We start from the raw sequence: 11,641 nt of genomic DNA, 5'->3' as shown, positions 1-11,641 counted from the left end.
CACCACCCACCGGCTCTCTGTGATCAGGTCAACGGTTACTTTTCCCCGGCATCGGGTTTGAATGTGGGATGATGCCCAGAATTTTAATACAGTCCGTCACCCCAGGTCAAGAGAAAAGGGCCGCTAATCCACAAAATCAAGAAAATACCGGTGCAGCCTCATATCGGCGGTTAACTCCGGGTGAAAAGCCCCGGCCAGGAGCCGGTCCTGCCGGACCAGGATGATCTTCTCCTCAAAAGCGGCAAGAATCTCCACTCCCGGTCCCACCGCCGTCACGTGCGGGGCCCGGATGAACACCCCGCGTACCGGTTCATCCCCCAGCACCGGGACGTGAATCTTGGCCTCGAAACTATCCACCTGGCGGCCAAATGCGTTCCGCCGCACCGTGATGTCCATCAACCCCAGGCGGGTCTGCTCGGAATCCTCGATGTCCTTGGCCAGCAGCACCATCCCCGCGCAGGTACCGAAAACGGGCCGGCCTTCGGCCCCGAACCGGCGCACCGGCTCCAACAGGTCGAAGGCCGCCATCAACTTCCCGATGGCCGTGGACTCCCCGCCGGGGATGATCAGCGCCCGGCAGTCACCTAACTGCCCGGGTTTTCGTATCTCGACGGGAAGCGCACCGCAGGCCTCGACCGCCCGGGCATGTTCCAGGAAGGCGCCCTGCAACGCCAAAATCCCGACTTTAAGCATTACCAGCCGCGCTCCTGCATCCGCTCGTGCTCCGGAATGGTACTGATTTCAAGACCCTTCATGGCCTCGCCCAGGTCCCGGGAAATGTCGGCCAGGATCTGAGGGTCGTTGTAGTGGGTGGTCGCCGCCACGATCGCCCGGGCGCGGGCCTCGGGGTTGGATGATTTGAAAATCCCGGACCCGACGAAGATCCCGTCGCACCCCAACTGCATCATCAGGGCGGCGTCGGCGGGGGTGGCGATCCCGCCGGCGGCGAAGTTGACCACCGGGAGCCGACCCAGTTCGGCCACCTGGAGCACCAGTTCGTACGGTGCCCCCAGTTCACGGGCGATGGCCACCAGCTCCTCCCGTGGCGCCGACTGCACCCGGCGGATTTCATCCGTCACCATCCGCATGTGCCGTACGGCCTCCACCACGTTCCCGGTCCCGGGCTCACCTTTGGTCCGGATCATAGCCGCCCCCTCGGCGATGCGCCGCAAGGCCTCGCCCAGATTACGGCAGCCGCAAACAAAAGGCACTTTGAAGGGATGTTTGTTGATGTGGTATTGCTCGTCCGCTGGCGTCAGAACCTCGCTCTCGTCGATATAATCTACGCCCATGGCTTCGAGAATCTGGGCCTCCACGAAGTGACCGATCCGCACCTTGGCCATGACCGGAATAGTCACGGCCTCCATGATTCTCTGGATCACGGTGGGGTCCGCCATGCGGGCGATGCCGCCGGCTGCCCGGATATCGGCCGGCACCCGCTCCAGGGCCATAACCGCGCATGCTCCGGCCGCCTCGGCAATCCGGGCCTGCTCCGGAGTGGTGACGTCCATGATGACGCCCCCCTTGAGCATCTCCGCCAGGCCCTTTTTGACAGTCCAAGTACCTTTCTCAACCATGGTGTCTTTGCGCCTCCGCCTGCCTTTTCTCGCCATTAATCTTATACCAGTGCCGTCCGAAAAACAAGGTCCGGCGGCCCCAAACAACGCACCCAAAAGAAAACCGGCCCCGCTGCAAGGGCCGTTTCCAGGGTATCCCGCCCGGGCGTGTCCACGCTCCGGAGCATGCCCTTCTTATTCGCCCTGGGGCGGGTCCTCCGGCAGAATCCAGGCTACGGCCACCACCGCGTCGCCCGGAGCGAGGCGCATCAGGCGCACTCCCTGGGCCTGGCGCCCAAACTGCGGTATTTCGTCGATTTTCATCCGGATTAGGATCCCGCTCTTGCTGACGATCAGAATTTCTTCACCCCGGCCCACCAGGCTCAACGACACCAACGGCCCGTTACGCCCGGACACCCGGGCCGCGATCAGTCCGAAGCCGCCACGCGACTGGACCCGGAATTCTTTGACCGGCGTCACCTTGCCGTAGCCTTTCTCGCTCACCACCAGGAGTTGGTCGTCCGGGTCGACGATGTCCATCCCGACCACCATGTCGCCCTCCCGCAAGCTGATCCCGCGGACGCCGTGGGCCGTTCGGCCCATCGGCCGGACCTGGCCCTCCGGGAAACGGATTACCATGCCGTTTCTGGTTCCCAGAAGCACCTCGGACTTGCCGTCGGTAATCTTCACGTCGACCAGTTCGTCGCCCTCGTCCAGGGTGAGCGCGATCAGCCCGTCCCGGCGCGCCGAATCGAACTCCTGCAGCACCGTCTTTTTCACGATCCCCTTTCGGGTGACCATAAACAAGAAGGCGTCCCCGGAGTACTCGGTTACCGGGATAACCGCGGTCACCCGCTCGCCGTTCGCGACCGGGATCAGGTTCACCACGGCGGTCCCCCGGGCCTGTCGGCCCGCTTCGGGAATCTCGTACACCTTCACCCGGTATACCTTGCCGCGCTCGGTGAAGAACAGGAGGTAGTCGTGCGTCTTGCCGACGAACAGGTGGCGGACAAAGTCCTGCACCTTGGTTTCCACGCCGGCGATGCCCCGGCCGCCCCGTCTCTGGCTGCGGTACACCGAGGGCGGCATGCGCTTAATGTACCCGTCGTTGGTCAGGATGATCACCGCGTCCTCCTGCGGGATCAGGTCCTCGGGGTTGAAGTCCGCGTCTTCGGCCACCAGCTCGGTCCGGCGGGGATCGGCAAACTTGTCCCGCACCGCCAGCAACTCTTCCTTCACGACCGCGAGGATCTTTTGCTCGTCGGCCAGGAGCGCCTCGAGACGCTCGATCGCGGCCACCAGGTCGTTGAACTCGTTTTCCAGTTTATCCCGTTCCAGGGCGGTCAGCCGCTGCAGGCGCATATCCAGAATGGCCTGCGCCTGTTTTTCGCTCAGGCCGAAGCCGGCCATCAGGCCCAGACGCGCCTCGGCCACGTCTCGGCTGCGGCGGATGGTCTGGATCACTTCGTCGAGGTGGGCCAGGGCGATCCGCAACCCCTCGACGATGTGCAGGCGGGCCTGGGCCTGGCTGAGTTCGTAACGGCACCGCCGGGTGATGACTTCCCGCTGGTGTCCGAGGTAGTGAGAAAGTATGTCTTTGAGAGCCAGCACCTGGGGTTGACCGTCCACCAGGGCCAGCAGAATCACCCCGAAGTTGTCCTGGAGTTGGGTGTGCTTGTAAAGGAGATTCAACGTGATCTCGGGATTGACCTCCCGCCGCAGTTCGATCACGACCCGCATTCCCTTGCGGTCGGACTCGTCACGCAGGTCGGAGATACCCTCGATCTTCTTCTCCCGCACCAACGCGGCGATCTTTTCCACCAGGCGCGCTTTGTTCACCTGGTAGGGCAGTTCGGTGATCACGATCCTGGTCCGGGAACCGACTCTCTCGAACTCGGCGTGACCGCGCATCTTAATGGATCCGCGCCCGGTCCGGTAGGCTTCCACGATCCCGTGACGGCCCATGATCTTCCCCCCGGTCGGGAAGTCCGGCCCGGGGATAAACCGCATCAAGTCTTCGAGTTCGGCGTCCGGGTGGTCCGCCAGGTACACCAGGCCGTCGATGACTTCCTTAAGGTTGTGGGGCGGGATGTTGGTGGCCATGCCGACCGCAATCCCGGCCGATCCGTTCACCAGGAGGTTCGGAATCCGGGACGGGAGCACCACGGGCTCCTCCCCGGTCCCGTCGTAGTTCGGAATGAAATCCACCGTCTCCTTGTCGATGTCCGCCAGCATCTGGGACGTGATCCGGGCCATCCGGACCTCGGTATACCGCATGGCCGCGGCTGCGTCCCCGTCGATGGAACCGAAGTTCCCGTGACCGTCAACGAGGGGATACCGGCAGGCGAAATCCTGCGCCAACCGGACCAGAGCGTCGTACACGGCGGCATCCCCGTGCGGGTGAAGCTTGGAGAGCACCTCGCCGACCACGTAGGCCGACTTGCGATGGGGCTTGTCCGCGGTCAGCCCCAGGTTGTGCATCGCATACAGAATCCGCCGGTGCACGGGTTTTAAGCCGTCACGCACGTCGGGCAGGGCCCGCCCCACGATTACGCTCATGGCGTAGTCCAGGTAGGAATGCTTCAGTTCTTCATTGATGTCAATGGGCACAATTTTTCCCGGGCCGGCAGCCAAACACTTCACTCCCCCATCCAGATTACGGCGACCCGTCCATTACTATCATTCATTACATTATACCAAAAAACGCCCTGCACCCAAATTGGAACGAAGGCGGGCGGGAACGGTCTGAACCGGGAGCTAAACCCTGACTAGCTCTGCCGTGAAAAACCGCCCTAAAAGCGGTCCCCATTCCGCTTGAAGCGTGAGCCGCGCACCGCGTCCAGGCTGCTCGCCTCCCGCAGGCGCCGCAGGAACATCATCCCCCCGACTCCAGCCAGCACGCCGGCCACTAGCCACAGGAACGGTGGACCGAACCAGGACGTCACCGGGCTTACCACCCGGACTACGGGTTCGGACAGCGCCAGCCAGCGTTCCAGGAGAATTCCGGCCACAAAGGCCAGGACCAGGAAGGCGCTTAGCTTTTTCAGGCTTATTTCCATCAACCTTCTCTCACCACCTCCAGTTTTTGTCCCCGTATCACGCTCACGCCTTGCGCCGTCGCGCCGGCCGGACCGGGCTTCTATGCAATTGAATATAACGCCATTTTTTGGAAATATATTACCATGGCCTGGCAAGCCGGATATCCCGGCCTGTCCTGTAATCAGCGCCTGCTGATAAAGGCTTTCTCTTCAATGCTTGGCTGGGCTGCCTGTTTCGCCCATGTCTGGAAGATTGGTTCTGTAAACGAACAGGGTCGCAATCGGCAGGTTTTTGGGTCGGCTTAGGCCGTTTCGGGTCTGTGGATACGGAGGATAAATCTGTGAATAACTACGACCTTTTAGAGACCGAAATCTTTGACCGTAAACATGGGATCGACCGAAATACCTTTGCTCTCCAGGAGTTCGGTCCCGCCTTCGCAGCGGTCTACCAGGACCACGGCCAGCACCACCTCCCCGCCGGCCTCCCGGACGGCTTCGACGGCGGTCAGAATCGAACCGCCGGTGGTGAGGACGTCATCGATCACGGCCACCCTCTCTCCGGGAGCAATCTTCCGGCCTTCAATGCGCAGCCGCTTGCCGTGCTGTTTCTGATCCTTCCGGACGATGAAAAGCCCGAGATCGATTCCCTCGAGCGCACAGACCACGCCCAACGCCCCCACCATCGGGTCCGCCCCGATAGTCGGACCGCCCACCGCCTGCACGCCGGTGCCCCGCACCTTTTCCAGGACCGCCCTGGCCGTGAGCAAGGCCCCCCGGGGGTGGAGCGTGACCTGCTTGCCGTCGAAGTAGTAGTTACTTTTCTTCCCGGAGGAAAGGGTGAATTCCCCGAACTGGAAAGACCGGGTCAGGAGCAACTGCTTGAGTGTCTCCCGGTCCCCGGCAGTAAACACGGCGAGGCCGGCGCCGTCCCTCCCGCTTTCCCGGCTAGATGTCAAGGTTTCTGACCTCCCGGGCGTGCTGCTGAATGAACTCCCGGCGCGGCTCCACCTGTTCCCCCATCAGGGTGGACAGAAGCTGCTCGGCCGCCAGGGCATCCTCCAGGGTCACCTGGAGCATCGTCCGGTTTTCCGGGTCCAGGGTGGTATCCCAGAGCTGTTCCGGGTTCATCTCCCCAAGGCCCTTGTAGCGCTGGATGCTCCAGTTCTGCCGCCCGTTTTCCCGGAAGAACTGCTCCAGCTGCTGGTCACTGTACAGGTACACGCCGTTTTTTCTGCCCTTGCCGCTGACCCTGTACAGCGGTGGTTGGGCGATGTACACGTAACCGGCATCGATCAGGGGCTTCATGTACCGGTAGAAAAAGGTCAGGAGCAGGGTGCGGATGTGTGAGCCGTCCACGTCGGCGTCGGTCATGATCACGATCCGGTGGTAGCGGGCTTTTGCCAGATCGAAGTCCTCGCCGAACCCCGTGCCGATCGCCGTGATCAGCGCCCGGATTTCCTCATTGCCCAAAAGCTTATCCCGGCGGGCCTTTTCGGCGTTCAAAATCTTGCCGCGCAGCGGCAGAATCGCCTGGAATTCCCGGTCCCGGCCCTGTTTCGCCGAACCGCCGGCCGAATCCCCCTCCACCAGGTACAGCTCGGAGTGTTGGGGATCACGCCGGGAACAGTCGGCCAGTTTGCCGGGGAGGGTCGCACTCTCCAGAAGGCTCTTGCGCTTGGTTAACTCGCGTGCCCGCCGGGCCGCCTCCCGGGCCCGGGAAGCGACCACCGCCCGCTGTACGATCTGTCTGGCCTCCGTCGGGTGTTCTTCCAGGTAGGCGGCCAAGCGTTGGGACACCACCCAGTCCACCAGACCGCGCACCTCACTGTTCCCGAGCTTGGTTTTGGTCTGCCCCTCGAACTGGGGTTCGGGCACCTTGACGTTGATCACAGCCGTTAGGCCCTCGCGGATGTCCTCGCCGCTTAACGAATCGTTCTTGACCAGGTTGTATTTTCGAGCGTAGTCGTTGATCGTGCGGGTGAGCGCCGACTTGAACCCCGCTTCGTGGGTGCCGCCGTCGACCGTGTGAATGGTGTTGGCGTAAGAAAAGATCAGTTCCCGGTCGGAGTTTACAACGTACTGAACGGCCACTTCCACCCAAACGCCGTTCTTGTGGTCCTCTACGTAGATGGGGTCGGCCGGAAGAACTTCCTTGTGCAGGTTCAGGTGGCGCACGAAATCCCGGATGCCTCCCGCGTACTGGTACACCTTATCGCGGCCGGTCCGCTCGTCGCGGAGCACCAGGGTCACGCCGGCGTTCAGGAAAGAAAGCTCGCGGAGTCTCTTGGCGACCACGTCGTACTGAAATTCCACTTCTTCAAAGATATCAGGGTCGGGGATAAAGGTCACCCGCGTGCCGGTTTCGTCCGCCTCGTCCAAAAGCTCCAGTTCTCCAGTCGCTAGACCGCGCTCGAACTCCTGGCGGTAGCGGTACCCCTCCCGTTTGACCTCCACCTCCATCCGCCTAGAGAGCGCGTTCACCACGGAAACGCCGACGCCGTGCAGGCCGCCGGAAATCTTGTATTGGGTCCCGCCGAATTTCCCGCCGGCGTGCAACCTGGTCAGGACCACTTCCAGGGCCGGCCGGCCCACCTGCGGGTGGATATCCACCGGGATCCCGCGTCCGTTGTCCGAAACGGTCACCGAATTGTCAGCGTGGATAACCACCTCGATATAATCGCAGAATCCGGCCAGGGCCTCGTCGATGCTGTTGTCCACCACCTCGAAAATCAGGTGGTGCAAACCTTTCGGACCGGTCGAGCCGATATACATGCCGGGACGTTTGCGAACCGCCTCCAGGCCTTCCAGGACCTGAATATCCTCGGCCCGGTACCCCGAACCGTTTTTGTCCAAACCATTCACTCCTTAAATGCCACACTCCCGTTGTTTGTTTTACCTTACCATAAAAACCGTTTGGGGATAAACCAGCCTGTAAACTAATTACATGTCAATGCGCCCCGGCTGCGATACCCCCGCCCTCTTTTTCAGGGTGCCGCAGGAGATCGGCGACAGGTAGACGGCATCGGTGGTGATCACGTAGGTGCGGACCTTTTCCTCCTCGCCGATGGTCTCCACCAGGCCCTGGCTGCGGGCCATCTTCAGGAAATCGCGGGTGGGGTCCACCAGACCCGTGTATACGTCTAGAATGGCGATGATGTCTTGTTTGGGAATCATCACGTCGGCTCCCAGGTGCAAAAACATTTTTCAACTCTCCTCCTGAATATTTCCAGAATGGACGCAAAAAACACGACTCCCGCTCAAAACACGCTCTCCGGTGGTAATGAACACCTGGACGTCGTTTTGGAGCGTTTCCAACACCTTGTCACGGCGTTCCCGGTCAAATTCAAACAACAGGTCGTCGAGCAGAACCACGGGAGCCTCCCCGGTGTGGCGCTTCCACAGGAACACCTGAGCCAGTTTAAGGGCCAGGACCACGGAGCGCTGCTGACCCTGGGAAGCAAAGGGCCGGCCTTCCTTTCCGTTCACCATAAAGGCAAGGTCGTCCAGGTGCGGCCCAGCCTGGGTCTGCCCGGCCCTGATTTCGTCCTGGCGGACGGCGGCCAGAGTCTCCCGGAGGTCACCAGCTCCCGGCGTCCGTACGCCGTTGGACAGTCCGACGGAACTACGGTACCGGACCGCCAGTTCTTCACCGGCCCATGCACCGAAAAGCCGACACGCCAGCGGGGCGAATTCCTTCAGTATCTCCAGGCGCCCGGACAGCAGCATCATACCATACTTGCAGACCTCATCGGTCCACAGATCGAGAAGCTCGGAATATCTTCTCCCACCACCCATCCGGAGCAGGTGATTCCGCTGTTCAAGCGCCCGCCGGTATAGTTGCAGCGCAGTTAGATAGCCGGGCACGAAAATTCCCAGTTCGAGGTCTAAAAACCGGCGGCGCTCACGCGGCCCACCCTTGATGAGGCTTAGGTCGTCCGGTGTAAAGAGGACCGTCCCCAGCCGGACCGCCAGTTCTGCTTTACCCACCGGTTCCCCGGCCCAAACGATTTTCTTGCCCGCCGGGTTCAGTTCCGCGCGCACCCTGGTACGGCCGTCTTTTCCTTCCAGTTCGGCCTCCACAAACGCACTTTCCTGGCCCCAGGTCACCAACTCCCGGTCGCGCAAGGAACGGAACGAGTGCCCACGCAGCGCAAAGAACACGGCCTCGATGAAGTTCGTTTTCCCTTGCGCGTTCCTTCCCCGGACAATGTTCAGGCCGGCCGCCGGCTGAACGTCCAGGTGCTGAAAATTCCTGAAGTTACCGGCTTTGATGCGAGTCAAGCGCAAAAAAGCGGCCTCCTAAAACGGGCGGACCGGAAGCACCAATGCCAGGTATGTATCCCCGTCTCCGAGGGGGCGGATTATGGCCGGGCCCACGGGCCCGTGAAAGTCCAGAATCAGTTGCGTGCTCTCACACCAGCGGAGCGCTTCTTCGAGGTACTTGGCATTGAAGCTGATCTCCAATTCTTGTCCGGCCAGTTCCACGGGAATTTCCTCGTGAATTGAGCCCGCCTCCGATTGGGCGGTAACCCCTAGAAGCCCCTGCCCGAGGTGAAGGTTTATCACCGGTGAGCCATCTTGAGCCAGGGTGGCCGCTCTTTCCACTGTCTGAAGCAGCAAGGGGGCTTCAATGCCCGAAACCCTGGTTTGGTGAACCTTTGGGATTACTTGCCGGTAATCGGGGTAAGTACCCACAATCAGACGGCTGATAATCCGGGTCGGGCCAACCGAGAAAACAATATAGTTTTCGGCGATGGTCACTTCGAACTGCTCCTCTTCCGCCTGGGACAGCACGCGGACCAGTTCCCCCAGGGCCCGTCCCGAGACAATCACCTGCATTTTCCGGTTTTCAGGTTCACCCTCATAGTCTACGCGGTGCATGGCCAGCCGGTGCGTATCGGTGGCCACGGCCCTGATCTCGCCCTCGTCGATTTCCAATAACACGCCCGTGAAAATGGGGCGCAGATCGTCCGTGCCGGCCGCGTAAATCACCCGGCGAAAAAGGTTGTGAAACACTTTTGAAGGTGCAGTGATGTCAAGACGGGGGGTACCCGCGTCAGCGGGTCGGCCTCCGGGTACCCGCGTCAGCGGGTCGGCCGGCTTCGGGAATTCGGCGGCACTGTATCCGTTGAGAAGGGCGCGCGCACGCCCGTAAGTCAGTTCCACGGAGTTCTTTTGGTGGTCGGCCGTGATTGAAACCGGAACATCAGGTAGGCGGCGTACAATTTCCGCCAGTTGCCGTGCCGGGAGCACGACCGCTCCGGAAACGGTCACGCCGGCCGGAATTATTCGCCGGATAGTCAAGTCCATATTGCTGCCGGTCAGTGACACCCCCTGTTGACCGGCTTCACCGGCACCCGCCTCAAAGAGAATCCCCGAGAGGGCGGCTACTGGACTTTTTTGGTTTACCGCGCGCATCACGGTGGTGATGCCTGCCAGGAGGCTTTCACGGGTGGTCTGGAATTGCATCGGTCTCACTACCTCCAGACGTTGGGATAAACATCATGTTAGGTCAACTAGTAGCTCTAGTAGTAGGTGCTGGTGATTCTGTGCAAAAATATTTTCGCCCTGATCCGTCTTCCGGCCCGGCGGTGTGGACAAAGCTGTCTATGGTTTCTGTATACGCCGGATCAATTCGTTGATTATTTCCTGGACGCTGGGATCAGCTTGGATTTCCTGGTTTATTTTCTCACAGGCGTGAAGGACGGTGGTATGATCCCGGCCTCCGAATTCGTCCCCGATCTTGGGGAGAGAGAGATCGGTCAATTCACGGGTTAGGTACATGGCGATCTGCCGCGGATAGGCGACGTTTCGCGTTCTCTTCTTGGCCTTCAGGTCTTCCGGACGTAGCTTGTAATAGCCGGCCACCACTTGCTGAATGAGCGAACAGGTAATCTGCTTGGGTTTGTGCGGCGGCAGGATGTTCTTTAAAATCTCGGCAGCGTTTTCCGGAGAGACAATGGTCCGGTTCAGGGAAGCGTAAGCGGAGACCCGGATAAACGCCCCCTCCAGCTCCCGGATGTTCGATTGAATTCGATCGGCAATGTAAAGAATAGTTTCATCGGGCACCAAGCTGTTTTCTTCGGATTGAAGTTTCTTGCGCAGAATAGCGATCCGGGTTTCCAGGTCGGGAGGCTGAATATCGGTAATCAATCCCCACTCAAAACGTGACCGCAACCGTTCCTCCAGTGTGGGAATCTCTTTCGGCGGCCGGTCGCTTGAAATCACAATTTGTTTTGCATCCTCATAAAGGCTGTTGAAAGTATGGAAGAATTCTTCCTGTGTACGTTCTTTGCCTGCTAGAAACTGGATGTCGTCGATAAGTAGAATGTCGATACTGCGGTACTTGCTTCGAAATTGTGGGGTCTGATCGTCTTTAATGGCGTTAATCAGGTCGTTGGTGAAGCGTTCGGAAGTAACGTAGGCAATCCGGTAGCGACTGTGGTTGCCGAGGATATGATGTCCGATGGCATGCATGAGGTGAGTTTTTCCCAAACCTACGCCCCCGTACAAAAACAGCGGGTTGTAGGCTTTAACCGGAGTATCCGCGACCGCGAACGCAGCGGCATGTGCGAATCGGTTGCTATTGCCGACCACAAAAGAATCAAAGGTGTACTTTGGGTTGAGTGCCGAGAGATCGGTGGAAAGCTTGTCCAGCGGTCTGGAAAGATATTTTTTTACTTCCGGTACTTCACGTGCCAGCAAAAACTTGATGGCCACCTCATGTCCGGCCAGGGTTTCAAAAGAGTGCTTAAGAAGAGGTGCGTACCGTTCGTGTAGCCAATCGCGGGAAAAATGATTGGGAACCTCAATAAGCAAGGTTTTGTTGTGATAGGCTGCGGGACGCAACGGTTTGAGCCAGTAGTCGTAGGACTGCCGATTCACCGATTTTTCCAGACCCTGCATCAGCTGCTGCCAAATGGACATTATTTCCGGTGGAACCATGGCGTCCTCCCGATAAAAAGTTTTCGCGAATACACAAAATTATCCACAATTATATTCACAAGATGTGAAAGGTTTGGATTCAGTTTTGCAGATAATGTATTT

At 59.8% G+C, this 11,641-nt stretch carries 10 protein-coding genes and 1 other annotated feature (1 of these 11 cut by a window edge); all 10 genes read right to left on the bottom strand.

Annotated elements, in window-relative coordinates; genetic code table 11:
- Positions 1 to 61, bottom strand: a binding site (T-box leader) (it extends 156 nt beyond the left edge of the window).
- Positions 62 to 123: 62 nt separating this feature from the next.
- The 10 genes from pdxT to dnaA all read right to left on the bottom strand — a co-directional run bounded on the left by pdxT (position 124) and on the right by dnaA (position 11,539).
- Positions 124 to 693 (bottom strand): pyridoxal 5'-phosphate synthase glutaminase subunit PdxT, encoded by a 570-nt coding sequence (gene pdxT, locus DAUD_RS00050; protein WP_012301173.1) that lies wholly within the window; start codon positions 691 to 693, stop codon positions 124 to 126.
- Positions 693 to 1,577, bottom strand: coding sequence for a pyridoxal 5'-phosphate synthase lyase subunit PdxS (gene pdxS, locus DAUD_RS00045; RefSeq protein WP_012301172.1), 885 nt, complete (start codon positions 1,575 to 1,577; stop codon positions 693 to 695). Before pdxS ends, pdxT begins: the two co-directional genes overlap by 1 nt.
- A gap of 174 nt (positions 1,578 to 1,751) precedes the next feature.
- Positions 1,752 to 4,190: a DNA gyrase subunit A gene (gene gyrA, locus DAUD_RS00040; RefSeq protein ID WP_012301171.1), complete on the bottom strand. Its 2,439-nt coding sequence runs from the start codon at positions 4,188 to 4,190 to the stop codon at positions 1,752 to 1,754.
- Positions 4,191 to 4,348: 158 nt separating this feature from the next.
- Entirely contained in the window at positions 4,349 to 4,618 is a 270-nt protein-coding gene (locus DAUD_RS00035; RefSeq protein WP_012301170.1) for a hypothetical protein, read from the bottom strand.
- Positions 4,619 to 4,953: 335 nt separating this feature from the next.
- A complete protein-coding gene (pyrE, locus tag DAUD_RS00030) occupies positions 4,954 to 5,550 on the bottom strand; it encodes an orotate phosphoribosyltransferase (protein ID WP_012301169.1) in 597 nt (198 codons plus the stop codon).
- A complete protein-coding gene (gene gyrB, locus DAUD_RS00025; protein ID WP_012301168.1) occupies positions 5,540 to 7,447 on the bottom strand; it encodes a DNA topoisomerase (ATP-hydrolyzing) subunit B in 1,908 nt (635 codons plus the stop codon). The genes pyrE and gyrB overlap by 11 nt, the downstream gene beginning before the upstream one ends.
- A gap of 87 nt (positions 7,448 to 7,534) precedes the next feature.
- The gene (gene remB, locus DAUD_RS00020) at positions 7,535 to 7,795 is read right to left on the bottom strand and encodes an extracellular matrix regulator RemB (RefSeq protein WP_012301167.1); all 261 of its coding nucleotides are present in this window, start codon (positions 7,793 to 7,795) and stop codon (positions 7,535 to 7,537) included.
- Positions 7,796 to 7,798: 3 nt separating this feature from the next.
- A complete protein-coding gene (recF, locus tag DAUD_RS00015; RefSeq protein WP_012301166.1) occupies positions 7,799 to 8,881 on the bottom strand; it encodes a DNA replication/repair protein RecF in 1,083 nt (360 codons plus the stop codon).
- Between the two features lie 12 nt (positions 8,882 to 8,893).
- Complete coding sequence (gene dnaN / locus DAUD_RS00010; protein WP_012301165.1) at positions 8,894 to 10,063, bottom strand: DNA polymerase III subunit beta; 1,170 nt, start codon at positions 10,061 to 10,063, stop codon at positions 8,894 to 8,896.
- Between the two features lie 138 nt (positions 10,064 to 10,201).
- Positions 10,202 to 11,539, bottom strand: a complete 1,338-nt coding sequence (dnaA, locus tag DAUD_RS00005; RefSeq protein ID WP_012301164.1) for a chromosomal replication initiator protein DnaA — start codon at positions 11,537 to 11,539, stop codon at positions 10,202 to 10,204.
- Between the last annotated feature and the right edge of the window lie 102 nt (positions 11,540 to 11,641).

Source organism: Candidatus Desulforudis audaxviator MP104C, from assembly GCF_000018425.1.
Lineage (GTDB): Bacteria > Bacillota > Desulfotomaculia > Desulfotomaculales > Desulforudaceae > Desulforudis > Desulforudis audaxviator.
The sequence above is the reverse complement of the archived record's forward strand: the minus strand, read 5'-3'. Positions and strand labels throughout refer to the sequence as shown.

What these genes read in the sequence shown, in the direction of transcription:
- pdxT (WP_012301173.1), bottom strand. Translation starts at nt 693, where the DNA reads ATGCTTAAAGTCGGGATTTTGGCGTTGCAGGGCGCCTTCCTGGAACAT.
- remB (WP_012301167.1), bottom strand. Translation starts at nt 7,795, where the DNA reads ATGTTTTTGCACCTGGGAGCCGACGTGATGATTCCCAAACAAGACATC.
- dnaA (WP_012301164.1), bottom strand. Translation starts at nt 11,539, where the DNA reads ATGGTTCCACCGGAAATAATGTCCATTTGGCAGCAGCTGATGCAGGGT.
- pdxS (WP_012301172.1), bottom strand. Translation starts at nt 1,577, where the DNA reads ATGGTTGAGAAAGGTACTTGGACTGTCAAAAAGGGCCTGGCGGAGATG.
- dnaN (WP_012301165.1), bottom strand. Translation starts at nt 10,063, where the DNA reads ATGCAATTCCAGACCACCCGTGAAAGCCTCCTGGCAGGCATCACCACC.